The organism is Thiomonas arsenitoxydans (assembly GCF_000253115.1).
Taxonomy (GTDB): domain Bacteria; phylum Pseudomonadota; class Gammaproteobacteria; order Burkholderiales; family Burkholderiaceae_C; genus Thiomonas; species Thiomonas arsenitoxydans.
Genome location: NC_014145.1, coordinates 426,273 through 451,241 on the forward strand (window position 1 = coordinate 426,273; position 24,969 = coordinate 451,241).

Annotated in this window: 23 protein-coding genes and 1 tRNA gene; 7 read left to right on the top strand and 17 right to left on the bottom strand. The window is 61.8% G+C overall.

Annotated elements, in window-relative coordinates; translation table 11 throughout:
• Positions 1–8 precede the first annotated feature (8 nt).
• The 4 genes from coaE to pilB are packed head-to-tail and all read right to left on the bottom strand — an operon-like array spanning position 9 to position 4,469.
• Positions 9–629 (bottom strand): dephospho-CoA kinase, encoded by a 621-nt coding sequence (gene coaE / locus THI_RS01965; RefSeq protein ID WP_013104548.1) that lies wholly within the window; start codon positions 627–629, stop codon positions 9–11.
• Entirely contained in the window at positions 626–1,495 is an 870-nt protein-coding gene (locus tag THI_RS01970) for a prepilin peptidase (protein ID WP_013104549.1), read from the bottom strand. The genes coaE and THI_RS01970 overlap by 4 nt, the downstream gene beginning before the upstream one ends.
• On the bottom strand, positions 1,495–2,715 hold the full coding sequence (locus THI_RS01975; protein WP_013104550.1) for a type II secretion system F family protein: 1,221 nt from the start codon (positions 2,713–2,715) through the stop codon (positions 1,495–1,497). The genes THI_RS01970 and THI_RS01975 overlap by 1 nt, the downstream gene beginning before the upstream one ends.
• 14 nt (positions 2,716–2,729) lie before the next feature.
• Positions 2,730–4,469: a type IV-A pilus assembly ATPase PilB gene (gene pilB, locus THI_RS01980; protein ID WP_013104551.1), complete on the bottom strand. Its 1,740-nt coding sequence runs from the start codon at positions 4,467–4,469 to the stop codon at positions 2,730–2,732.
• A 402-nt stretch (positions 4,470–4,871) separates the two neighbouring features.
• Between pilB and THI_RS01985 the strand changes: the two genes are divergently transcribed.
• From THI_RS01985 to rlmD, 7 genes are all read left to right on the top strand, one after another.
• Positions 4,872–4,964: transfer RNA gene (locus THI_RS01985), tRNA-Leu, on the top strand.
• An 82-nt stretch (positions 4,965–5,046) separates the two neighbouring features.
• Positions 5,047–5,802: a 5'/3'-nucleotidase SurE gene (gene surE / locus THI_RS01990; protein WP_013104552.1), complete on the top strand. Its 756-nt coding sequence runs from the start codon at positions 5,047–5,049 to the stop codon at positions 5,800–5,802.
• 131 nt (positions 5,803–5,933) lie between these two features.
• Positions 5,934–6,650 carry a protein-L-isoaspartate(D-aspartate) O-methyltransferase gene (locus THI_RS01995; RefSeq protein WP_231836323.1) on the top strand — a complete coding sequence of 239 codons (717 nt, stop codon included), beginning with the start codon at positions 5,934–5,936 and terminating at the stop codon, positions 6,648–6,650.
• A 29-nt stretch (positions 6,651–6,679) separates the two neighbouring features.
• Positions 6,680–7,645: a peptidoglycan DD-metalloendopeptidase family protein gene (locus tag THI_RS02000; protein WP_013104554.1), complete on the top strand. Its 966-nt coding sequence runs from the start codon at positions 6,680–6,682 to the stop codon at positions 7,643–7,645.
• 8 nt (positions 7,646–7,653) lie between these two features.
• Positions 7,654–8,709, top strand: a complete 1,056-nt coding sequence (rpoS, locus tag THI_RS02005) for an RNA polymerase sigma factor RpoS (protein WP_013104555.1) — start codon at positions 7,654–7,656, stop codon at positions 8,707–8,709.
• Positions 8,710–8,767: 58 nt separating this feature from the next.
• A complete protein-coding gene (locus THI_RS02010) occupies positions 8,768–9,577 on the top strand; it encodes a 3'-5' exonuclease (protein ID WP_013104556.1) in 810 nt (269 codons plus the stop codon).
• A gap of 19 nt (positions 9,578–9,596) precedes the next feature.
• Entirely contained in the window at positions 9,597–11,009 is a 1,413-nt protein-coding gene (gene rlmD, locus THI_RS02015) for a 23S rRNA (uracil(1939)-C(5))-methyltransferase RlmD (protein ID WP_013104557.1), read from the top strand.
• A gap of 64 nt (positions 11,010–11,073) precedes the next feature.
• On the opposite strand, the gene THI_RS02020 is transcribed toward rlmD, so the two are convergent.
• The 13 genes from THI_RS02020 to THI_RS02080 form a co-directional block, all read right to left on the bottom strand.
• On the bottom strand, positions 11,074–11,775 hold the full coding sequence (locus THI_RS02020; protein ID WP_013104558.1) for a Bax inhibitor-1/YccA family protein: 702 nt from the start codon (positions 11,773–11,775) through the stop codon (positions 11,074–11,076).
• A gap of 137 nt (positions 11,776–11,912) precedes the next feature.
• Positions 11,913–12,857 (bottom strand): carbohydrate kinase family protein, encoded by a 945-nt coding sequence (locus tag THI_RS02025; protein WP_013104559.1) that lies wholly within the window; start codon positions 12,855–12,857, stop codon positions 11,913–11,915.
• 14 nt (positions 12,858–12,871) lie between these two features.
• Positions 12,872–14,401, bottom strand: a complete 1,530-nt coding sequence (gene lysS / locus THI_RS02030; protein ID WP_013104560.1) for a lysine--tRNA ligase — start codon at positions 14,399–14,401, stop codon at positions 12,872–12,874.
• Between the two features lie 110 nt (positions 14,402–14,511).
• Positions 14,512–15,762, bottom strand: a complete 1,251-nt coding sequence (locus THI_RS02035) for an MgtC/SapB family protein (RefSeq protein WP_013104561.1) — start codon at positions 15,760–15,762, stop codon at positions 14,512–14,514.
• Between the two features lie 19 nt (positions 15,763–15,781).
• Positions 15,782–16,270, bottom strand: a complete 489-nt coding sequence (locus THI_RS02040; protein ID WP_050985890.1) for a GspH/FimT family protein — start codon at positions 16,268–16,270, stop codon at positions 15,782–15,784.
• Between the two features lie 188 nt (positions 16,271–16,458).
• On the bottom strand, positions 16,459–16,926 hold the full coding sequence (locus THI_RS02045; RefSeq protein WP_013104563.1) for a type IV pilin protein: 468 nt from the start codon (positions 16,924–16,926) through the stop codon (positions 16,459–16,461).
• Positions 16,927–16,940: 14 nt separating this feature from the next.
• Positions 16,941–20,711: a pilus assembly protein gene (locus THI_RS02050; RefSeq protein WP_013104564.1), complete on the bottom strand. Its 3,771-nt coding sequence runs from the start codon at positions 20,709–20,711 to the stop codon at positions 16,941–16,943.
• Between the two features lie 52 nt (positions 20,712–20,763).
• Positions 20,764–21,351, bottom strand: a complete 588-nt coding sequence (locus tag THI_RS02055) for a pilus assembly PilX family protein (protein ID WP_013104565.1) — start codon at positions 21,349–21,351, stop codon at positions 20,764–20,766.
• Positions 21,352–21,354: 3 nt separating this feature from the next.
• Positions 21,355–22,404 (bottom strand): PilW family protein, encoded by a 1,050-nt coding sequence (locus tag THI_RS02060; RefSeq protein WP_013104566.1) that lies wholly within the window; start codon positions 22,402–22,404, stop codon positions 21,355–21,357.
• Positions 22,401–22,928, bottom strand: a complete 528-nt coding sequence (pilV, locus tag THI_RS02065; RefSeq protein ID WP_050985893.1) for a type IV pilus modification protein PilV — start codon at positions 22,926–22,928, stop codon at positions 22,401–22,403. The genes THI_RS02060 and pilV overlap by 4 nt, the downstream gene beginning before the upstream one ends.
• Entirely contained in the window at positions 22,900–23,403 is a 504-nt protein-coding gene (locus THI_RS02070; protein ID WP_013104568.1) for a pilus assembly FimT family protein, read from the bottom strand. The genes pilV and THI_RS02070 overlap by 29 nt, the downstream gene beginning before the upstream one ends.
• Before the next feature lie 163 nt (positions 23,404–23,566).
• Positions 23,567–24,415 (bottom strand): UDP-2,3-diacylglucosamine diphosphatase, encoded by an 849-nt coding sequence (locus THI_RS02075; RefSeq protein ID WP_013104569.1) that lies wholly within the window; start codon positions 24,413–24,415, stop codon positions 23,567–23,569.
• 51 nt (positions 24,416–24,466) lie between these two features.
• Positions 24,467–24,958, bottom strand: coding sequence for a peptidylprolyl isomerase (locus THI_RS02080; protein ID WP_013104570.1), 492 nt, complete (start codon positions 24,956–24,958; stop codon positions 24,467–24,469).
• Positions 24,959–24,969 lie beyond the last annotated feature (11 nt).

Below are 24,969 nucleotides of genomic sequence, written 5' to 3' on the forward strand. Positions count from 1 at the left end.
GACCGAACTCAATTTTTGTGCACAAGTTGCAAATACTGCGCATGCAGCAAGTCGACCTGATCGCTCAGGCTCTGCAGATCGCCGCTGTTGTCGATCACATCGTCAGCCACCGCCAGACGCTGCGCCCGCGTGGCCTGTGCCGCAAGAATGGCGTTGATGGTGGCAACATCCAGCCCCGAGCGCGCTTGCACCCGCGCGACCTGCATCTCGACGGGGCAATCGACCACGCAAAGGCGGTCGATCTGCGGCCGCCAGCGCGCCAGATTTTCAACCAGCAGGGGCACGACGAAAACGACATAAGCGCCTTTCCGTTGAAAGGCGGCCTCGCGCATGGCCGCGCCGATGCGAGGGTGCAGGATGGATTCGAGCCGCGCGCGAGCTTGTGGGTCGCCAAACACCCGTTGGCGCATGGCGGCGCGGTCGAGCGCGCCGCTGGCATCGCAGATTTGTTCGCCGAAGGCCTCGATAAGCGCTGGCATGGCCGCGCCCCCGGCGGCGGTGAGCTGGTGGGCCAGCACGTCAGCGTCGACTATGGCGGCGCCGAGGGCGGCAAGCCGATCGGCCGCTGCCGATTTCCCCGAACCGATACCGCCCGTCAGGCCAATGCGCAGGCGGGGCGCCCGGTTCATGCCCCGGAGGCAGGAAGCAGCAGGGCCACCAGGGTGTTCGGCCCGATCAGCAGCAACAAAATGCCGGCGGCGGCGAGAAAGGGCCCGAAAGGAATCGGGCGGCCGCGCTCCGTCAGTTTGAGCAACTGCAAGGCGATGCCGATCACCGCGCCGCAAATGCTGGACAGCAAAATGATGGGCAGCAGCGCGGCAACGCCAAACCAGGCGCCGAGTGCAGCCAGCAGCTTGAAGTCGCCAAAGCCCATGCCCTCCTTGCCGGTCAACAGCTTGAAACCTTGGTAGACCGTCCAGAGCGCGAGGTAGCCGACAGCCGCACCCCACACCGCGCTGGAAAGCTGCTCCGGGTGCAGCCAGGCGTGCCACAGCAAACCGAGCCACAACAGAGGCAGGGTGATGCTGTCGGGCAGCAGCGTGGTGTCGAAATCGATCAAGGCCAGGGTGATCAGCGCCCAAAGCAGGACGATGTAGGCCAGGCTGTCCCCGCTCGCACCCCATCGCACGACCACCGCCGCAGTCAGCAGCGCGGTGATCAGTTCGACCAGCGGATAGCGCGGCGAAATCGTCGTGTGACAACTCGAGCAGCGCCCGCGGAGGAACAGATAGCTGAGCACCGGAATGTTCTCCCACCACAGGATCTGATGACCGCAGGACGGACAGCGCGAACGCGGTGCAATGAGATCGAAGCGCTCGGCAGCCTGGGTTTGAGCGTCCGGATGAAGTGTGGCGTGGGCGTCGGCCTGCCACTGTCGCTCCATCATCACCGGCAGACGGTAGATGACTACGTTCAGAAAGCTGCCCACCGCCAGGCCGAACAGCCCGGCGGCCACGATCCAGAACGTCAGCGGCAGCGCGCCGAAATCGGGCATCAACCGACCACCTTGCCGAGGTTGAAAATCGGCAGGTACATCGCCACCACCAGCCCGCCGATGATCACGCCAAGGAACACGATGATGATCGGCTCCAGCAGGGCCGAGAGGTTTTTCACTAGCTCGTCCACCTCGGCCTCATAGATGTCGGCCGCCTTGCTCAGCATCGAATCCAGCGAGCCCGACTCTTCACCGATGGAGGTGAGCTGAATGACTAGCGGCGGAAACACCCCCTGCGTCTGCATCGACGTCGTTAGGCTGGTGCCGGTAGAAACGTCTTGCTGGATTTTTTCCGTGGCGCGCAGATAAACGATGTTGCCAGCCGCGCCCCCGACGGCATCGAGCGCTTCGACCAGCGGCACTCCGGCGCCGAACATTGTGGCCAGAGTGCGGGTCCAGCGGGCCAGCGCGCCCAGCCGCACCAGTTTGCCGAAGACCGGCACGCGCAGCAGCAGCCGGTCCATGGTCTCCTGCATCTTGATGGACTTTTTCCACGACTGCAGAAAGAAGTAGCCGCCCAGAAAAATCGTGCCGAACAGGATGTACCAGTAGTGCACGAAAAAGTTGGATATGGCCACCACCATCAGCGTGGGGGCGGGCAGGCTCGCGCCGAACTGCGAGAACACATCCGTGAACACGGGCACGACGAACAGCATGATGATGGACACCACCACGAAGGCCACGACCATCACCGCAATAGGGTAGGTGAGCGCGCTCTTGATCTTGCTGCGGATGGCCAGCGACTTTTCCTGATAGGTGGCCAGGCGGTCGAGCACCAATTCGAGCATACCGGCCGTCTCGCCTGCTTCGACCAAGTTGCAATACAGCGCGTCGAAGTATTTGGGATGTTTGCGAAAGGCGTTGGACAAACTGGTGCCGGTTTCCACATCGCCGCGGATGTCCATGATCAGCCGGGCCATGTTGGGGTTGGGGTGGCCGCGACCGACGATGTCGAACGATTGCAGCAGCGGCACGCCGGCCTTGATCATGGTCGACATCTGCCGGGTGAAGGTGGAAATGTCCTTGGCCTTGATCGCCTTGCCGCTGGTCAGGCGACGCTTCTTCACCTTGGTGACCAGAATGCCCTGGCGCCGCAGCGACGCGGAGACGATGGCCTCGCTGCCCGCGCGCAACTCACCGCGCTGCAGCTTGCCTTGTCGGTCTTTCCCTTCCCACTCGAATAGCGCTTCCTTCGCCGTTCGCGCTGCCGCTGTAGCCATGGTGCTTCCCCCGTTTACTCGTTGGACACGGCGATGATTTCTTCCAGGGATGTGACCCCCTGTTTCACCTTGATCAGCCCGGACTCCCGCAGAGAACGCACGCCTTCCTTGCGTGCTTGCTGGGCGATGTCCATGGCTGTGCCGTGATTAAGGATGATGCGTTGTATTTCTTCAGTAATTGGCATGACCTGATAGATGCCGACACGGCCCTTGTAGCCCGAGCCGCCGCAGGCGTTGCACTTTCCCGCCTTGTAGGGCTTCCAACTGCCGTCCAGGTCTTCTTCGCGAAATCCGGCTTCGAGCAGCGTTTGTGCTGGCAGGTCGACCGGGGTCTTGCACTGGGTGCAAAGTTTGCGCGCCAGACGCTGCGCCGTGATGAGAATCACGCTGGACGCAATGTTGAACGCGGGCACGCCCATATTCATCAGGCGCGTCAGCGTGGTGGGGGCGTCATTAGTGTGCACCGTAGAGAGCACCATGTGGCCGGTTTGCGCGGCCTTGATCGAAATGTCAGCGGTTTCCAGATCGCGGATCTCGCCCACCATGATGATGTCGGGATCCTGGCGCAGGAAGGCGCGCAGCGCATTGGCGAAATTCAGCCCGGCTTTTTCGTTGACGTTGACCTGGTTGATGCCGGGCAAATTGATTTCAGCCGGATCTTCGGCAGTCGAGATATTGACTCCCGGCTGGTTCAGGATGTTCAGGCAGGAATAGAGCGACACGGTTTTGCCGCTGCCGGTCGGGCCCGTCACCAGAATCATGCCGTAGGGGCGATGGATCGCGCGAAGCAGCTTTTCCCGTTCTTCCGGCTCGTAGCCCAGCGCGTCGATGCCAAGCTTGGCCGAGGAAGAGTCCAGAATCCGCATCACAATTTTTTCGCCGTACAGCGTGGGCAGTGTGCTTACCCGGAAATCGATCGATTTTTCCGGGCTGATGCGCAGCTTCATGCGCCCGTCCTGCGGCACGCGGCGCTCGGCGATGTCCAGCTTGGAAATGACCTTGATGCGCGAAGCGAGTTTTTCTTTGATCGAGGCCGGGGGTTGCGCGATTTCACGCAGCTCGCCGTCCACGCGAAAGCGGATGCGATAAAAATGCTCGAAGGGCTCGAAATGCAGGTCGGAAGCGCGCATATTGATCGCGTCGATCAGCATTTTTTGCAGGAACCTGACCACCGGCGCATCATCGACTTCGGCAGTCTGCTCCTTGGTGTCGGGTGCTTCGCTGCCGTCGCTGAGATCGCCCAGATCGAAATCTTCGCCAACCAGGGCGGAGATCTGCGAACTGGCCGATTGACTGGCCTGGTCGATGATGCGCGTCAGCTTGTCGTATTCGACGACGACCAGCTCGATCTGAGCCTGCGATTGAAACTTGATCTTGTCTTCCGCCTCGTGATCGGCTGGGTCGGCCGTCGCGACCACCAGACGGTTGCCGCGCTTGAGCAGAGGCAAAACCTTGTAGCTCTGAATGATTTTCGAGTCGATGGCGCCCGTCGCCAGGCGGGTCGGGTCATAGGCATCGAGGTCCAGCAGCGGCAATGAAAATGTTCTGCTGACCCAGTGCGCCAGATCGGGCGCGTTCATCGACCCACTGCCGATCAGCGTGGCAATGAAGCTTGTGCGCGTCTCCTGCGCGCGCTGGTGGATCTGCTCGACCAGGGTCCGCGGCAGCAGTTCGGCCTGCACCAAGGCGTGCGCCAAGCCTGGCAAGGTCTTGGAAGGCGGCGAAGCGGATGCGGCGATCGAAGTGGCGGACATGATGCTGCAGAGAATAGGCCGCCCATAATGCGTGCGGTCGGGATGTTTTGTAAATCCTTCACGCTGCTCGCGGCATCGTGGTGGCGTGAAAAATCCACAGTTTAAAGGGGTAACGGCACGAACTTGAGGATCTTGAAGGGTGTGGGCCGCAGTGGAAACGAAAACAGCGGCCAATGTGAAACGATGGTGGTCGTCTGCGAATTTGCCCTGAGCGCAGACCGACTCAATGCCCAGGGCGGACTCAGTAGAATTCAATTCAAGCACCGCTGTTCGGTTTTGTGCGCGTGGTCCCGGGAAACCTCCAAACGCCGCGCAAAAAAACTACGAAAACAAGTCAAGGCGCGGATTGCACGGCGCTGTATTTCGCCTGCAAAGCCGTCGAGGCAGCGCGTGCTGCTGCTTGCCCGGATGGCGAAATTGGTAGACGCAGCGGACTTAAAATCCGCCGCTTTCCTGAAAAGGGGCGTGCGGGTTCGATCCCCGCTCCGGGCACCAACCAGCAATGACGACTTGAGTCGAAACCTTGTCGTTTTCAGGTCGGCATATTCTGGCCGCAATGAACCGATAAGATGCGGCCATGCGAATTCTTCTAGCCAACGATGATGGGTATCTGGCCCCCGGCTTAGCCGCGCTGTTTGATGGGTTGCGGGCGCACTGGGATGTGACGGTCATTGCGCCCGAACAGAACGCAAGTGCTGCCTCAAACGCGCTCACGCTGAATCGGCCTTTGTCGGTCTATACCGCCAGCAATGGTTTTCGGTATGTGAACGGCACTCCGTCAGACTGTGTGCACATCGCGCTGACGGGCTTGCTCGATTTCCGCCCGGATCTGGTGGTGAGCGGGGTGAACAACGGCGCCAATCTCGGCGACGACACGATTTATTCGGGCACAGTGGCCGCCGCGACCGAGGGTTATTTGTTTGGAATTCCCGCCTTGGCCATCTCACTGGTCGAGAAGGGCTGGGGGCATCTGGACACAGCCGTCGCCGTGGCGGTTGAGGTGGTGGCGAAACTGGTCGAAGACCTGCCGCAGCAAGCGCAATTGCTCAACCTGAACGTTCCTAACCGCCCTTTGAATGAGCTCGGCGGTGTGCGCGTGACCCGTCTGGGCAAGCGGCATCCGAGCCAGCCCGTGGTGGTACAGAAAAACCCTTATGGTGACACGATTTACTGGATCGGCGGCGCCGGTGCGGCGTTGGACCAGCAGGCGGGCACCGACTTCGATGCCATCGCTCAAGGGTTCGCCTCTCTCACGCCGCTGCAACTAGATTTGACGCACCATGCCCAGCTCCAGACCTGTGCTGCCCGTTTTGAAACGCGAGGCGGTGCGTGAGTGCGGGAAGCAAGTCGCCGCAGCGCTTTGTGCACTGGCCTGCGCGCCAAGCGCTTGATGCCGCGCTGAGCAAGGCGCCCACAGCGCCACCCCCGCCGAGAGGGCAGTTGGGGGGCGCGCGAACCGTTGCGTTGCCCGTTCCACGTGAACCGCAAACGCGCGGAGCGTCGCAAGGCCCGTCGCGCTGCCTGCCGCGTCAGGCCGGACTTGACTCGGACGCGGTGCGTCGCGGCATGGTCGACAAATTGCGGCAATCGGGCCACTTTGACGAGCGGGTGCTGCAGGCCTTGCAGGATGTGCCACGCCATCATTTCGTCGATCCTGGGCTGGCCGCTCAAGCCTATCTCGACAACGCACTGCCCATCGGATTTGAACAAACCATCTCCAAGCCCTCGGTCGTGGCCCGCGGCCTAGATGCGGCGCTCAAGGCCCTGGCGCCGCGCGCCAATCTGGGCAAGGTGCTCGACATCGGCACCGGCTGTGGCTACGCCGCGGCCGTGACGGCCAGGGTGGCGGCAGACGTTTACAGCGTCGAGCGCATACGCGCGCTGCACGATCTGGCGCGCAACAATCTGCGCGCCTTGCGCGTGCCGAACCTGCGTTTGATTTTGGGCGACGGTATGCTGGGATGCCCGCAGGGCGCTCCGTTCGACGCGATTTTGTCGGGGGCGGCGGCGCTGACTTTGCCGCAGGTCTGGCTCGACCAGTTGGTGGTGGGCGGGGTGCTCATTGCGCCCATCGGCGACCCGCAGCAACTCTTGCTGTACCGCAAGCGCTCAGCCACCACATTCGACGTGCAGCAACTCGAAGGCGCCAAATTCGTCCCCTTAAAATCTGGTTTGACTTGAATCGACGTTGTTCATTGACATTGCCCACCATGCGGATCGCCCTGCTCGCCCTCACTCTTTCTGCCGCTGCCATGCTGGGCGCCTGTACCTCGGTGGCGCTGGCCCCCGTGCCGGTCGAGTCCAAGACCTTCCAGAAAGTGCCCCCGGTCTACGCGCCGCCCGCCACGGTGGCTGCGGCGCCTGCGGGCATCGCGACCGCCGCTTCGTCCTCTCTTGCGGGACAGCCGGGGTACTACACCGTGCAGCCCGGCGACACCTTGCGGCGCATTGCCCTCCAATTCGGGACGACCTGGCAGGCCCTGGCGCAATGGAACAACCTGGACGACCCGAACGTGATCGAGGTCGGTCAGGTGCTGCGCGTTGCTCCGCCACAAGGTACGTCGCAAGTCGCCGGGGCAACCGCGCCCGCTACTTCTGCCCCGTCGCTGCCAGCCGGGATCACGGCGCAGAGCTTTGCCGTCACGCCGCTGGCGCCTGCAGCCCCGGTCACGGCGCCGCCGCCCGCTCCAACTCCTGTGAAGCCCTCGGTGGCCGTTGCAGTGCCGCCCGCTCCTGTCACCCCCGCCAGCCCACCGCCCTCGGGGCCTGCGGTCATGGCCAGCAATCTGACCACAGCCACGCACGACGGCATCGTCTGGTCATGGCCGGTCAGCGGCAAGATCATTCAGGGCTTCAATGGCACGACGAGCAAAGGCATCGATATTGCGGGCAATCTGGGCGACCCGGTGTATGCCGCGGCGGCGGGTCGGGTGGTGTATGCGGGCTCGGAATTGCGCGGCTTCGGCAAGCTGATCATCATCAAGCACAACGACGATTACATCAGCGTGTACGCCCACAACAACGTCATGCTGGTGAAAGAAAACGAAACCGTGAAGCGCGGACAGAAGATCGCCGAGATGGGTTCGACCGATGCCCCACGCGTTGAACTTCACTTCGAGATCAGACTGCGCGGCAAGTCCATCGATCCCATCGGGCTCTTGCCCAAACAGCCCTGACCGCTCGCATGCCGCGCCGCCCCAAACCGGTCTCCGACTCGCCTTCTGAACAAGGGGTGTCTGTCCCAGCGGCAGGCGATCCGCAGGCCAGATCCGCCCCACAGAACGGCGCAGAACCCTGGGAAATGATCGCGCACAAGAGCCCTGCTGCGCCGGATGCGCAGCCTGCTCCCGCGCCGACAGGCTTGCCCTGTCCACCGGCGTCCATCGGCGCCATCGACGATGAATCGGGCGTCAGTGCCCTGCAGGCCTATCTCAACCACATCCGCGCCAAACCGCTTTTCACGCCCGAGCAGGAATTTGAGACGGCGACCCGCGCCAAGGCGGGCGATTTCGAGGCGCGTCAGGCGATGGTGGAGCACAACCTGCGACTGGTTGTGAGCATCGCCAAAGCCTATGTCGGCCGCGGCGCGGCACTGGGCGATTTGATCGAAGAGGGCAACCTCGGCCTGATTCACGCCATCGAAAAATTCGAGCCCGAACGCGGGTTTCGTTTCTCCACCTATGCAAGCTGGTGGATCCGCCAAAGCATCGAACGCGCGCTGATGCAACAGGTGCGCACCATCCGCCTGCCGGTGCACGTCATTCGCGAACTCAACCAGGTGCTGCGGGCGCGCAAGCATCTGGAACAGGCGGCCGACTATCGCGGTCAGACCTCCGACGAAGACGTGGCCGCGCTTCTGGGGCGCAGTACGGAAGAGGTGACGGACTTGCTCGCCCTGGCCGAGCAGCCGACTTCTCTGGACGCCCTGCGCGAAACCCAGAGTGGCGAGAGTTACGCCGATCAGTTCGCCGACCAGAACGCGCTCAGCATGGAAGAGCAGACGCAGACCCGCGAAGTCGAGGCCCTGGTCGATTCCTGGGTAGGGGAGTTGGCCGAGCGTGAGCGCGAAGTGATCGAAGCTCGTTTTGGGCTGCACGGACGCGAGTTGGAAACCTTGGAGTCACTGGCGCAGCGCCTCGGCCTCACGCGCGAGCGCGTGCGCCAGATCCAGCAGGAGTCCTTGCTCAAACTCAAGGGACGACTGGCGCGCAACGGGGTCGACCGAGGTTCGCTGCTTTAAGGCTGGCGAAACTGGCTTGCTCTGGCTGGTTCTGCCTTTTTGATTTTTGCTTCCCGCCATGATTCGCACGCCCATCGTCACCTTTGATATTGAAACCATCCCCGACCCCGCCGCGTTGCGCGCTGCGGGTCTGGCCGACCCCGAGCTTGACGACGCAGCCGCCGTGCTTCAGGCGCAGGCCCGCCGTCTGGAAAAGACCGGGAGCGATTTTCTCCCGGTGCATTGTCAGCGCGTGCTGGTCATCTCGTGCACCTTTCGCAATCACGAGGGGCTGAAAATCCACTCCTTCGTCGATCAAGGTGGACAGGAAGGGCAGGTGGTGCAGAGCTTTTTCCGCGTGATCGAAAAGCACGCGCCTCAGCTCGTTTCCTGGAACGGGGGCGGTTTTGACCTGCCCGTGCTGCACTACCGTGGCCTGGTGCACGGGGTGACGGCGCCGAAATACTGGGATATGGGAGAAGATGACCGCGAGATGAAGTGGAATAACTACATTTCCCGCTACCACACCCGGCATCTCGACCTGATGGACCTGCTGGCGCTCTACCAGCCGCGCGCCAATGCGCCGATGGACGTGCTTGCCAAGCTGTGCGGCTTTCCCGGCAAGCTGGGCATGGACGGCAGCAAGGTTTTTGATGCCTGGCTTGCCGGGCAGACCGACGACATCCGCCGCTATTGCGAGACCGATGTCATGAACACCTATCTGCTGTATTGCCGCTTTCAGCTCATGCGCGGGGCCTTGTCCGCGAGCGAATACGCCGACGAAATCGACCTGGTGCGACACACCCTGGGCACCCTCGCGGCGCAGGAATCGCACTGGCAGGAATATCTCGCAGCCTGGCCGGAGCAAGCCGCCGCGCGGGAAGGCTAGGGTCTGTTCCAATAGCCGGATGGAACAACGATTGGAATGGCTGCAGATCGACAGCCTGGATCTTGAGGCCCGCGGGGTCGGGCGCAGCGAAAACGGCAAAGTGGTGTTCGTCGCCAATGCCTTGCCCGGAGAACGGGTGCAGGCGCGCATCCACCGCAGCAAGCGCAACTGGGAGTCTGGCGAGGCAGTGGCCTGGGCCAGCACGGCGAGCAGCCGGGTGACGCCGCGATGCCCCCATTTCGGCGTTTGCGGCGGCTGCAGCATGCAGCATGTCGATCCGGCCGCGCAGTTGGCGTTCAAACAGCGCATTCTCGAAGATGACTTTTGGCATTTGAGCCGCCTGAAGCCGCAACTCCTTCTGCGGCCCATCGCCGGGCCCAACTGGGGCTATCGCACCCGCGCGCGGCTGACCGTTCGCCTGGTGGTGAAAAAGGGCGGGGTGTTGGTCGGTTTTCACGAAAAAGGCTCGAGCTACGTTGCGGATATGCGCAGTTGCGAAGTTTTGCCGAGGGCAGTGTCCGATCTGTTGCTGCCCTTGCGCGAGCTGATCGCCGGCCTGTCCCGGCCTGAGCGCGCGCCGCAGATCGAACTGGCGATGGGCGATCGGGTGACCGTTCTGGTGTTGCGCCACCTCGAACCCTTGACCGACGCGGATCGGCAACGCCTGCGCGACTTTGGACAACAGCATGGCGTGCAGTGGTGGCTTCAGCCCAAAGGGCCCGATTCGGTGGCGCCGCTAGACCCCGACGCCGAACCCCTGAGCTATGCCTTGCCCGAGTTCGGCATCGTCATGCCGTTTCGCCCGACCGATTTCACCCAGGTGAATCCGCAGATCAACCGCGTGATGGTGGCGCGGGCCTTGCGTCTGCTGGGCGCCCGGCGTACCGACCGGGTGATCGACTGGTTTTGCGGTCTGGGCAATTTCACCCTGCCCATCGCCACGCAGGCGCGGCAGGTGCTGGGCGTGGAGGGCAGCGCCACGCTGGTGGCACGGGCGCTCGACAACGCCTTGCACAACGATCTGCAAGACAAAGTCGTGTTCACCGCCCGCAACCTGTTCGAGATGGATGCGGACGATCTCAGAGCCTACGGCGAGGCCGACCTGTGGTTGGTGGACCCGCCGCGCGATGGCGCGCTGGCACTGTGCAAGGCGCTGGCCGAGGCAGTGAACGGGCCGCTGGGAACGCCGGGCGAGGAGGAGACGCGGGCCGCAGGGGAGGCAAGCGCGGCGCCCAAGCCGGTCGCACCCCCGGTCGCACCATTCAAACCGCCGCGCCGCATTGTTTATGTGTCCTGCAATCCGGCAACCTTGGCGCGTGATGCCGGCCTGCTGGTGCATCAGGCGGGTTACACCTTACGTGCCGCAGGGGTGATGAATATGTTTCCTCACACGGCCCATGTGGAATCGATGGCGGTGTTCGAGCGCGATTGAGCCCATCGTTGCCCATAAAAAAACGCCCGCAATTGCGGGCGTTTTTCGTGGGACTGTTTCGCGCTTACCGGCGCCCGCCGCCGCTGAAAAAGCTCAGAATGGACAGCAGGTTGACGAACACGTTGTAGATGTCGAGGTAGATCGCCAGCGTGGCGGTGATGTAGTTGGTTTCGCCGCCGTTGATCACCCGCTGCACGTCGATCAGCATGAAGGCCGAGAAAATCACAATGGCCACGACCGAGAAGGTCAGCATCAGCGCAGGCAGTTGTAGCCAGATATTGGCGATGCCCGCGAGGATGAGCAGGATCACGCCGACGAACAGCATTTTCGACAAGCCGGACAAATCACGCTTGACCACATTCGCCAGCGTGGCCATGGCGCCGAAAATCACCGCCGTGCCGCCGAAGGCCAGCATGATGAGCTGCGGCCCGTTGCTCATGCCCAGCACGAAGCCGAGCATTTGCGACAGCATGACCCCCATGAAGAAAGTGAACAGCAGCAGCAGCCCCACCCCGGCGCTGGAATTTTTGGTGCGCTCAATGGCGAACATCAGGCCGAAGGCGCCGACCAGGAAGACGATCATGGTCATGCCGGGGCTTTGCGCCATGGCCAGATTCAGCCCCGTGGCCATGCCGACCCACGCGCCGATCACGGTGGGAATGAGAGAGAGGGCCAGCAGCGAATACGTCTGCCGCAGTACCTTGTTGCGCACAGTCGCAGCGCCGCCGGGTTGGGCGTAGATGGTGTAATCGCGTTGTTCATTCATGGCAAAACTCCGTTCCTGGAAGTGGACGCTGACAGTCAGACTAACACAGGCTAAATACGTTCCACGGCTTGCATTTCAATCCCGCGCGCATGAATTTGCAAGCCTTGTGATCGCGGGTTAAGCCCGGGTTCAGGCCGTTAGGCCGCTTGCGGGGCGCTGCCATAGACGGTTTGCAGGCGTTCGAGCGCGCCCTGCAGGGTGATGTGGTGATTTTGCGGGCCGTGCACGGCGATTTTTTCCGCGCCGAGCACATTGCCCAGGCGGGTGCTGTCGGCCAAGGCCCAGCCTTTGGACAGCCCGAACAATAAACCGGCGCGGAAGGCGTCGCCGCAACCGGTCGGGTCGAGCACCTGGCTGGCGGGGGCGCCGGGAATGTCGGTGGCGCCGCCGCCTTCGCTCCAGATGCGGCAGCCGTGTTCGCCCCGCGTGACGATCACTCCGCGCACTTGGGAGGCGATGTGGTCGAGGCTCCAGCCGGTGCGCTCCACCAGTAGCTCGGCCTCGTAGTCGTTCACCGCCACCCAACTGGCTTTGGCGATGAAATCGCGCAGATCGGCGCCGTCGAACAGCGGCATGCCCTGACCCGGATCGAAGATGAACGGGATGCCCGCTGCGGCAAGCTGCGCGGCATGGTCGATCATGGCCGAGCGGCCGTCTGGCGCGATGATGGCGAGATCGACCCCGGCGTCCAGTGGCACGGGCAGCTCGTGCGCCCGGCCCATGGCGCCGGGGTGGAAGGAGGTGATCTGGTTGTTGTCGCGGTCGGTGATGATGTGCGCCTGCGCGGTAAAACTGTCGGCCAGTTGCCCGACGTAAGTGCGGGCAATGTGCAGCGCATCAAGGCGGTCGAGATAGCTCTGGCCGTCCGCGCCCAGGGCGCCGAGGATGAGCGGGTCACCCCCCAGCAGCGCCAAGCTGTAGGCGATATTGCCCGCGCACCCGCCAAACTCGCGCCGCATGGTGGGCACCAGAAAGCTGATGTTCAGAATATGCACTTTGTCGGGCAGGATGTGCTCGGCAAAGCGGCCGTCGAAGGTGGTGATGGTGTCGAAGGCGAGCGAACCGCAGATGAGGGTGGACATGAGTTTTAGGGGCTTTAGCCTTCGAAGCGCAGGGCGGGGAAGAGAATGACGTCGCGGATGCTGGGCGCGTCGGTGAGCAGCATGACCAGCCGGTCGATGCCGATGCCGCAGCCCCCGGCGGGCGGCATGCCGTATTCCAGTGCCCGTACATAATCGGCGTCGAAATACATGGCTTCGTCGTCGCCGGCTTCCTTGGCCTGCACTTGCGACTGAAAGCGGGCGGCCTGGTCTTCGGGGTCGTTCAGCTCGGAGAAGCCGTTGGCGATTTCGCGGCCGGTGATGAACAGCTCGAAGCGCTCGGTCGTGTTCGCATCGGCATCGGCGGCGCGGGCCAGGGGCGACACTTCCACCGGATAATCGACGATGAAGGTCGGCTCCCACAGCATATGCTCGGCGACTTGCTCAAACAGCGCGAGTTGCAAAGCGCCCAGTCCCATGCCCTTGAGTTTGTGCGGGGCGTGATCGGCGTCGAGACGGCGCAACTCGCCGCGCAAAAAGCCGTCATCGGCCAGTTGCGCGTCGGTGTAGTCGGGGGCGTGCTTCTGGATGGCCTGCGTCAAGGTCAGCCGAGCAAACGGCGCGCTCAAGTCCAGCGTGCGCCCTTGGTGGGTGAGCACCGCAGTGCCGCAGGTGAGTTGCGCGGTGTTGCGAATCAGCGCCTCGGTGAAATCCATCTGGTCGCGGTAGGTCCACCAGGCGGCGTAGAACTCCATCATGGTGAACTCGGGGTTGTGCCGCGGGCTCAGGCCTTCGTTGCGGAAATTGCGGTTGATCTCGAACACCCGCTCGAAGCCGCCCACCAGCAGGCGCTTGAGGTAAAGCTCGGGCGCGATGCGCAGATACATCTGCTGATCGAGCGCGTTGTGGTGCGTGATGAACGGTTTGGCCGCAGCACCTCCGGGAATGGGGTGCAGCATGGGCGTCTCAACCTCCATGAAACCCGCTGCCAGCATTTCGTTGCGCAGCGCCGCGATGGCCTTGCTGCGCAGCGCGAAGCGTTCGCGCGATTCTGGTGTGACGATGAGATCGACATAACGCTGGCGGTAGCGCGTTTCCACGTCTTCGAGGCCGTGAAACTTGTCGGGCAAGGGGCGCAGCGACTTGACCAGCAATCGCACCTGCTCGGCCCGAATGGTCAGCTCGCCGGTGCGCGTTTTGAACAGCACGCCGTCGCAACCGATCCAGTCGCCCAGGTCGTAGTGTTTGAAGGCGGCATGGGCCTCTTCACCAGTGACATCGTTGGAAACGTGGATCTGAATGCGCCCCGTACCGTCCTGCAAAGTGGCAAAACTGGCCTTGCCCATCACGCGCTTGAGCATCATGCGGCCCGCCACCCGCACCCGCACGCCAGCCGCTTCGAGCGCGTCGGGCGCGTCGGGCTCGTCGCCCCCAAGTTGCGCCTGCAGGCTGGCTGCCTGGTGCGTGGGCTTGAAATCATTCGGAAACGCCGGACCGACCTCGCGCAACGCGGCGAGTTTGGCGCGGCGCTCCGCGATGAGGTGGCTGTCGTCAGCGGCGGGCGGATGGGGGGCGTCAGTATTCATGCGGGATGGAGGGACGGTTTCTCGGAAATGTCCACGATGTCAAGCGGTGCGGGGTGGTGGGGCGGCTTGCGCGCAGTACGCGCGCCAAACCGACCGATTTTAGCCACCCCTTACGCCTGAGCATTCCCCAGCCACAACCCCAGCCAGAACAAGCCGATCAGGCCGAACTGAGCGGCGAGATTGACCACGCCAAAAGTCCACTGCGCCCCGGCGAATCCGGCGACGATTTTGCTCACCGCGTTGGTCGCCAGGGCAAGGCCGATGGCGAGCAAGGCCTGCCAGGACGAAAAAGCGCCATTGACCGCCATTTGCGCGGCAGAAGCTGCCGCTGCGTGCGCGTCGGCAAATCCTGCCAGCCCGGTTGCCGCCAGTGCCGCATCGCTACCCAGCATGCTGCGCGCGGCCTCGGCAGCCAGCAGCACGCCCGCAAGAAGAGCCGCAAACAACAACGCCTGCAGCGGCTGGAACGGACGCCGCGCTGCCTCTGCTTGGTCAGACAAGGCCGAACTCTGCGGCGCGCTTCGCGCCAGACGCCATGTCGCGCCCACCGCCAGCAGCGCGCCCGCCCCGTACAGCCCCACGGCGGGCAGCAGACCAGGGAGCAAAGCCGGATCGATCAGCGCGATGAGCACGCTCAACTCCACCACGGTAGCCAGATTCGACAACAAAGCCGCCCGCAGGCAATCGCCCTGCAGGGAGGCATCCAGCCGTGCGCGTTGCGCCATGCTGGCAATGGTGGCTGTGCTGGAAACAAACCCGCCGGCCAGCCCGGAAAGCGCCAGACCGCGCTGACTGCCAAACGCCCGCACCGCCACATGCCCCACCGACTGAATCGCCATCACCAGCACCGCTAGCAGCCACAGGGTATGCAGGTTCAGCCCCGCCAACCACGCGATGGGCTGATCGGGCAACAGTGGCAGCACGACCAGCGCCGCGGCTGCCAGCAACAGACCGGATTCCAGTTCCTGCGTGCTCAAAACATGACGCACGAACCCATGCAGCGTCGTTTTGGCCGCCAAAATCCCCGCGACCACGACGCCCAGCCCCGCAGCCCAACCGGGCGACTGCTGGGCGAGCGCGCCAATCAGCACCGTGAGCAGCAGGGCGAATTCCGTCGTCAGCCCTGGATCGGCTTTGCGCGTTTGCGTATATCCCGCAAACGTCAGCAAGGCAAAAGCCGCGAGCACCACCCCCAGCGCCGCCGGCCCTAGCACGCCCGCAGTCGCACCCGCAAGCGCCGCCAGCACAAAACTGCGCAGGCCCGCAGGCGATTCAGGCGGCTGACTGCGCTCGCGCTCGATGCCGATCAGCAGGCCGACGCCGAGGGCGGCGATCCAGGGAAGGACGGAAGACTCGATCAAGCCGGACTTCCACGACGGATCAAGGACGCGCGCAATTTCCGGCCGAATGGTGTGGCTGAGCGCGGATATTGCCTGATTTGGACAAGATCAGATCGACACCCAAAACCGTGTTCAACGTGTTGCTGCATAGACGCAACGTTCCCGCTGCAAATGCGCCACTGGGTTGCTCGGCATGCCCAATGGGCTGGAAAAGAACGGGCTTCTGCATGGGGCGATTGGGCAGAATTTGAATGCCACTCTCCTGCGCCGTAGATCCGCTCTGAATCAAAGTGTCGTCGGCGTCACGGGCTCCATTTTGGTTGCGATCCGTGAAAATGAGCCATTCACCGCTCCCCCAATCTGAATGGCATCCTGACTCTGGGTTACCCGCGCAGAGCGCCACAACCTGATTTTGGGTGATGGCAGACTGTCGCGCCATCATGAAGGCGCTCATCAAGGCATTGCTGCTGACGGTGAGGCGATGCTGAGCAAGCAGATGAGAAAACGCAGGCGCTGCGAGTGCAGTCATCAACCCCCCGAGAGCCACGACGACCAACAACTCCGCATAGCTGACGCCACGGCAGTTGTCGATTCGAGATGGGTATGAACTCCGCACTGTGAGACCCTCTGAATGGTTGAGGCAGCCTCAATTATGGCAAGTTCAATCACTGAAAGCAAAATATTCTCTTGATTTTTTGACAAATTAAAAAATTTTTCTTACCAGCAGGAGGCCACCGTGCCTGTGCCGCTTATTGTTTTTGTTCCCGCCTGATTCAGTGAAATTGTGTTGCATTCAGTATCACGGCTAGCTTGAGATCCCTGCGGCACGGCATTCACTTGATAAGTGGACTGGCCGGGCGTGGCGGCAAAGCTGAATTTGTAATCAGCACTCAGATCTGAAGCGCATGAAAGTGTGGGGAGCGTGTTTTTATCTCCTGCCGAATCTTGGTCATATCGCAAGTTGGTCGAGTAATACCGTTCCATATAGTTGGCATACTCACTGAGACAGGCTTCAGCGGCTACTCGTTTGGTTTTGGTGATATGGCTGATGTAGGAGGGGTAGCCGACAGCCGCGATGATGGCCACGATGGCCACGACGATCATCAGTTCGATCAGCGTAAAACCCCGTAGAGCCAGCTGGCGCGCACGGCCGGGGGCAAAAATTGCTCGGTTGAAATGCCGCATGAATAAGCCTCCGCTCAGGGGTTGATGAGTTCTGCCCAGGAAACCCGCCCGGGGTTGGAAACCTGCGGATTGACCTGGGTATTGAAAATGGTGCCGTTTTGATTGGCCAGAAGCGTCGTACTGATGAAATTGCTCAAGCCGGTGAGCCCCGTAAGCCCGATGCCTGCAATTGGGATGAGGGTTTGGTCGCTCATGGTGACTTTGTCTGAGTCGTTGAAACGGCGATCTCCGTTGCGGTCGAAAAAGATGTCGGTCGGGTTCGTGCCCGTGAACGGATTGACTGCCATGATCCAGCCGCGGCCTGATGGGGCGCACACATCAGCGTTGTCTGGAATGAGCGTGCTGCCAACGAGCAGGTTCTGATATGCCTGGTTCGCAACGATCATGCGCTCACCTTGGGCGGTATTAGAGGGAGGCAAGAGGTTCATGTACCAGCCTTTTTTGGTGGCCATGTCACCAGCAGTTCCCACGCTGACAGTGCGTGCGGGCAAAGTTGCGGCGACTGGCGGAGTGGCGGTCGGATCGGCCGCTGTGCCAGCGATTTCTGCGGTGATGCTGCGCTGGATAAGATCGTTTTTGACAATCGGAAAACTGGTCTGCGACACATTCAGCCCATACCAGCTCTGTACATCCTTATTCGCGAGGTCGTCCTGGCCCAAATAGCGCCCGGTGCCAAAAAACAGCCAGAGATTTCTGGTGTCTGGGTCTTTGGCGGCAAACATGGGCGCGGTAATGGGTTGGGCCTTGTTGCTGGCGTCTTTTGCGGTGAACAGCAGGGTGCCCGCGCTGGTTGCGCTGGCAAGATCGAATGACCAGACATTACCTTGCAGATCGCCGGCATAAGCCTTTGTACTGATGCCATTGGCAAGGTTGTCGATCCAGACCGCAGGCGTGGAGAGCCCGTTGTCTGTTGCGGTGTTTGTTGCATGACGGGAGACGGTGCCGTCGTTCAGGCTGATCTGCAACAGTTCGGCAGTGCCGCTGTCACTGTTCATGCCGTTGCCCACCAGAACTGACCATTGACCGTTCGCCGTCTGGGCGATGATGGGTTTGCCGATGATCTGCCCGAGATACCCAGCGGAAACTTCCCAGAGAAATTTCACAGATGCGGGGTCGGTGATGTCCAGGGCGTAGATGGTGCGCGTCGTGCCGCGGCCTGTTGTGCCGACCAGTACCGTGCGCCATGCTGCGGGCGAGCCGGCATAGACGTCCGCCACGGTGATCTCACCGTCGTTGAAATATTGATGGGGGTTTAGCCCAGAGCCATAACTCTTTTGAGCCAGCACACTGGGGTTGGTGGAGGCCGCGAGCACCGCGCCGGGCATGAAGGCGAAGGTTTCCACACCGGTGTTGGCATTGAAGCCATGCAGCATGCCGTCGTTGGCCGAGACATAAATAGTGGGCGTGCGCGTTGCCTGGGTTGCGGCGAAGGTTTTGAAACTGGCGGAGCCGGTGAACTTAGCGTTGGCATAGGGGCCCGCTTCGGGCTTGCCCACATAGATCGGCTGCGAGTTGATGATGTCGCCCAGCGCCGTGGTGCGGTTGCGATAGGCGCCGCCGTTGCGAATTTCGTTCGAGGCGTCGCCACGGATGTAATTCACCAGGTCGGTAGTCCAGCCGTACTTGCCGTTGACATTGGTGCTGTTGAATTCCACATAACTGCCGCCGACCGCCGTGTAGACGGTACGGGCGCCCGCTGCGGGCAGTTGGAGAGCCGCGTCCCAAGCCTCAGTGGTTGCGGCGCCGGTGGTTGCATCGATGTTGAAGGCTTTGAGCGAACCACTCCAGACACCCTCTTTGTAGCTCGCCTGGTAGACACGGCTGCCGCTGTTGAGCTGCGTGGAGTTGGTGGAAAGCGAAGCCGTGCTGCCGACGTTTTCGCTGGCAATCGCCGAGAAGGCCGCCTCGAGAGAGTCCTTCATGGTTTTGGCGTCGCCACCCGTGAAGAAATTGTCTGGGCGATAGTCGCCTGTGCTCAGCTTCTGGCCGTTGGTCCACCACGAAGAGTCTGGAAGCGCCGTTGTGTTGGCATAGGGGTCGTAGTTGGCCGGTACAGAGAAGCCACCGTACTTGGCCGCAAGCCAGTATTGGTTCTTGGCCTTGCCTTCCAGAACCTGGTTTTCCATCACATCGACCCAGTAGGTTGAGACGGTCTGCTTGCCGCTCAGGTCTGGCCGCAGATCGACGGTATGGGCGTCGTAGGCTAGGCCGGCGATATAGGCGGAGTTAGAGCGGCCGCTGAAACCGGTACTGTCGTCAGCTGTCATGCCTTTGATGGTGATGCCTTCCAGCGCTGCCACTTTTTGTGTAGCTGTGACGACATTAACTGTCGTGTCGGCGCTGACTTCGCTAGGTACCGCGGGTTCGTCATTGCGATTTCCGTTGCCCGGCAGGTTTTTGTCACGGTGGGTGTTCACGTCGCCGATGCCCAGAATGAAGCTACGCTGGCAAGAGTATTTCCAGGGGTCGGTCCAGGTGCGGACGACGGGGAAGCCGTCGGTCATCTTGTAAGCCGTGCCATCCGGATAGTTGCTGATGCTGTTGTACGACTCGACCGGGCCTTGATGTTTCAGGTAGCGCAGCGCGGCGTAATACATCTCGCTTACCGGGTCGTAGCTCTTGTCACTGGCCGTGGTCATCTGACCGAATTTGTTGATGTAATTGATGACTCCACTGTCTTGGATGGCCGGGACTGCAGAATATGCGCTGGTTGTGTCGGATGCGGCAGTGGGTTGCGGGTTACGGATGAAGGTGCCGTCGGTGGCACTCCATTCGGCCTGAGCGTTAGTGGTAGGCGTGGCTCCGGGTTCATAGGTATACGGGCCGACAAAGCCTTGCTGCGCTCGAAGCGCCGCGCTGTCCTGCAGCACCTTGGAAATATTGAGATAGCCGAAGACGCTGTAAGTGAATACGGAGGCGTATTTCTGGATCAGCCCTTCGGGCTTGGCATTGCTGCCATAAGCGACGCAGTTGTCTTCAAGCATGCCGCTTTTGCAGACCTGCACGTCGATGTTGACGGAATAGACCCAGCCAGACTTCACACCCTCAGACGGATCGAATTCGACTGCGCCTTTGCTCTGCGCGACGGCCGGATTATCGAGCAGATAGCGCAAGCTGCGGGATGTGCCGTCTTTGTCGTCGGCGCTAGTGCTATTAGCCGAGATGAAGTACATCCGGTTTCCCAGGCCACTGAGTTTTGTCGAAAAGTAGCTAAAGCTGGAAGGAGTGTTGTTCGCTACCGTGGACGCACCCGAGATGTTGAGAGCGCCCGTCGGGGTTTGACCGGTATGCCGCGCCTTTTCCAGAATGGTGAGATTGGCTGTGTCCACCACCCGGTTGCCACCGGTCAGCGTTGAACGAAAGACATCGATGGTTTGGGTGGCGGCCCAGTTCAGGTAATTGCCGCTCCATGCTTTGGAGCATGTGCGACTGGTCGTGACGCTGGCTGGCGCAAAGTAGTTGTTGGTGCTGCCGTTAACGCCCGCGAAGGCTGGCACCGATGCATCTGCGATGGTGTAGCCGTAGCACTTGTTGGGGTCAAAGTAGCCGTAATAGGTTTTGGTCGTATCGAAAGCACCGACGTTGGCCATGCTCATGACCGTAGGCCATTCCACCGAGGGCGTGAGCACGAGATTGCCGGGGACGTTATTGCTCAGCGTCAACGGTTGCTGGGCTATCGATACCGCAGCCTGTGCGATGGGCGCGGTCAACAAGCCCCAGGTAACGCCAAGCAGGACGAATTTCTTCCAAAGTGGGGGACGATGGGGCATTGCTTGCGGGCTCATGGTGGGTCCCTTGGGGAATAGATTTATGAAATTGCTTGGCGATCAACTGGCGTTATTTGCGTACCCAGGCTTGCAGGGTGACGGTGGCCCGATCGGGCAACGTGCTTGGGTCGGCGCTGCGCGCGGTGATGCGGTAGAAATGCGCCGTTGGGACAACCGGGGCAGCCCCGTACTGCGCGCTGTTGGCCGTTTGCTGGGGGCCAAGGGCTGTGCGGCGGTCATTCCAGAGGCCCATGTCTTCGATCACATACTGCGGCTGTCCCGCTGCATTGCTGCCCGCGGTGTACTGATTAGCGCCCGTGCCGGTCGGTACTGTCTGCCAAGCGTTGGCGATGGTTGCCTGTGCGGAGGGGTTGTTGTCGCACTGGGTGGCGGCGACGGTGCAGTCGCGCCAGATCACTGCGGTATTCGCTTGCAGCAATCCTTGCGCAACGCGCAGCCCGGCTTCACTGTTCTGCAGCGCGATTTGGCGGTCCTGCAGATTGCTGGACATCTTTTCCTGCAGGGTGGTGCTGCGGATGGCCGCCAGACCGATGACCATGACGATGAGCAGCAAAATCAGCGAGACGATGAGCGCCACGCCACGCTGGCGCTGCACGGCGCCTGCTTCAAATGAATGGGTCGAATAGATCGATTGCATGGCTTAACTCAAACGGTTACGCAGCGCGATGACGGTCGTCACGGTGCGGTTGAGGGATTTGGCGTTGCTATCCGTCACCGTTTGTTTGGTGGTGCTGGCCAGAGTCAGGGTGACCTGCATCGCATCAACTTCATTCCAGTCGGTCACAGAGTTGGCATCGATGTAATCTGCGGGAGGATTTACACCAGGCTGGTGATAGAGGATTTGCATGTCTGTGACATTGCGCACGATTTCCTGCGCAGTCGCTGCCAGGCTGCCGCCGCTATTGCTTAGCGTCATGCGGTAGAGCGACTGCCCGCCCGTCGGGTTGGTGCCTATGTACCAGTCTGCCGCATTGAGGCGCGAGACCTGGGCATTCGTGCGGAAGGTGTAGGGGTCTGTGGTGCACGCGGTGGCGGGCGGAACTGGAGCGGCTGTTGGCAAGCCGAGGTCGGCGGTGCAGTTTCCAGGGTTGGCGCCTGTGGCGGCCCAAGTCAGCGTTGCGGTGCCTTCGCCGCCGCCCAACTGAACCAGTGCCGCGTGATCCGGGTCGCAGATCAGCAGCGCGTCGCCGTTCTTCCAATCGGTTGCTGCCGACCACAGGGTGATGCTGTTTGCTGTCGCAGTTTTAATGCTCAAGCCGCCGTTTTCGCTGCCGATAAATTGCACCGAATCGGTAGCGGCGAGCCTGTTGCCTGTTGCTGCGCCAGTGGTGACGGCCGGATCAGCAGAATTAGCTTCGTAGCCGCGGACCGCATTGCCCCAGTTTGCCCACCAGTCTGTACCGCTGTTTTTCAGCACGTTGGCAATAAAGGTGCCGTTGCCGCAGCCGGTCAACAATGCCTGGCGAGCATCGCGTGTCAGCAATTCAAAGGCGATGCGTGAGCCATCCTGCACTTCACCGATCGCCATATTGGTCTTGAAGGAGCTGCGACTGGCCAGAAAGACGCTGACCGCCACACCGGTCACGACCAGACCAAGCAACATGGCCACCATGAGTTCGACGAGGGTCATGCCGCGCTGGCGGCGCGGTAACGCACCCTGTGCTTTGATGTGGGTAGAGATTGGGTTCATAGCATGGCCTTGGTGACGAAGGTCTGTGTACTTGAACCGGCAGTGGCGCGACTGTCGTCGAAAGTAACGGTCACGGTGCAATCGCCGTTGCTGGTGCAGTCAATTTTTCCGGTGGCGCCATTTCCCAGGGCGGCTAGTCCGCCTGGTGGCGTGCCGCCAGAGCCCAAACACCATGCTTCAACATCGCGGTCGGGCCTGCCCGTCAGATTTGTGGATAGCGAACAGCTTGGCGTGCTATCTGTCAACTTGAAGGTGGCGGTCGTGTTGTAGTCGCCGTTGAGTGCGGCGGTTCGATTGGCGCGCAACGAATCGAGAATGGCGTAGGTGATCACGGAGGTTTGGGTGTGCGCCATGGCGCTGTTGTTGTTGGTCATCGACCGCACCAGCAATGTGGACATGCCGAGGAAACCAATGGACAGCACCAGTACTGCGATCAGGATTTCCAGCAAACCGGCGCCGACCTGAGACTGATGGCCTTTTTCAAAAGGCGCCGATTTACTGTTGGCAAGGGTTGGGTTGCGCATTGGGACAATTTCCAGTTCCGTTCACCGTGCAGGTCACGGCAGTGATGCCGGTAATCAAATAGACGCAGCGGTGTTGATTACTCGGTAGATTGCTGGCGTAGAGATCCATCACCAAGCCTGAGAATCCGGCGTTTGCCGTCGACTGTCTCAGGAATCCGGCTGGCGAAGCGATCAACGCCTTTCCGCTGACTTTTTGAACGCCCGCTGGCAGCGCTGGGGCGGCGGCGAGCGTTGTTCCGGCGGCGTCGGTGTTTTTGATCTGCGCGCTGTTGGTGAAACTGACATCCTGATTGCGTTTGACGGCTTCGGATTTGGCTAAATTCAGTGCATACACCACGGCGTTGGCGCTGGTGCTCAGTTTGTTGCTGAGCATCAGATTCTGAAAGTTGGGGACGGCAACCGCCAAAAGAACTGCTGCGACCGTGATGGTGACGAGCAATTCGATCAACGTGAAGCCAGAAATTCTGTGGTTCACAGTGGTTTCCAAATTGAAACAATGTGACCAAAGTTTTCCATGCCTCGCAGGCTCGTGCGCAGACTTTCCGACGAACGGTCGTTTATGGCCGACGAACGGTATTTTTTGTATCAATCTGTGCAACAACCCCCCAGCCTGTGCGCTGGAGGGGGGTGAAAAGACGTCAGTCGCAGCGCTGGCTGCTGACTTCGATTCCTTGGCCCTGGGCGCTGAGCCAGAGGGCCTGCGCGCGGGGCGGGGTGCTGTGGGGGGTGTCGCAGTCCCAGTCGGAGAGGACTTGCCGGAGCTCTCCGCCTTGCCAGTGGTTGCGCGGGCGGTGGGTGTGGCCGTGGATCATCCAGGTGCAGGCGGCGCGGGTCAGCCAGCGGTGGGCCTCGGCGGGATCGGCGTCGGCCCAGTTTTCGGGGCGGGCTTGCGCGGCGTGGCTGGCGGCGCGCATGGCGCGGGCCTGCAGCACGCGGGCAGCGAGCGGCTGGGCCAGCACTTGCCGCTGCCACTCGGCGTTGCGCACGGTGGCGCGAAATTGTTGGTAGGCGGTGTCGGCGGTGCAGAGCTGGTCGCCGTGGGTGAGGAGGATGCGCTCGGCCTGAAACGTGAGCACGACGGGGTCGGGCAGGATTTGCGCGCCGGTGGCTTGCTGGAACCGCTGGCCAAGCAGAAAGTCGCGGTTGCCGTGCTGCACGAACAGGGCGCGGCCCGAGTCGGTGTAGGCGCGCAGCGCGCCCGCGATGTCGTGGGCGCAGGCGGCGTCTTCAGGTGCGACGGCCAGCGCGGCGGGGTCGAGCAGATCGTCGCCGATCCAGGCCTCGAACAAGTCGCCCAGGATGAACAGGGCGTCGGCCGCGCGGGCGGCGTCGGCTAGCCAGGCGATGAAAGTTTGCGTGGTGCGCGGGGCCTGCGCACCTAGATGAAGATCGGAGACGAGGGCGATGCGCCGCCAGGCGGGCAGGGCAATCAGGCTGGGGAACGCGGGCTCGGGGTGGGGGGCGTGCGCGGCGTCCTCTGCGGACAAGGTGTTAGCCGACACGCGAACTGCCGCCCCGATCTTGGGGTGATGCCGTTGTCAAACTTCGACGGCTTTGAGGATGACCACGTCTTCTTGCGGCACGTCGTCGTGAAAGCCCTTGCGGCCGGTTTTCACGCTCTTGATCTTGTCCACCACGTCTTGTCCTTCGACCACTTTGCCGAACACGGCGTAGCCCCAGCCTTGCGCCGTGGGGGCGGTGTGGTTGAGGAAGGCGTTGTCGGCGACGTTGATGAAAAACTGCGCGGTGGCCGAATGCGGATCGGAGGTGCGGGCCATGGCGAGGGTGTAGCGGTCGTTTTTGAGGCCGTTGTTGGCTTCGTTCTGAATCGGGGCGAGGGTGGGCTTTTGCTTCATGCCGGGCTCGAAGCCGCCGCCCTGGATCATGAAACCGTCGATCACGCGGTGAAAAACGGTGCCGTCGAAGTGGCCCGAGCGCACATAGGCGAGGAAGTTTTCGCTCGACTTGGGGGCGTGCTCGGTATCGAGTTCGATGCGGATGTTGCCGTGGTTGGTTTGGAGTTCGACCATGATGGGCTTTC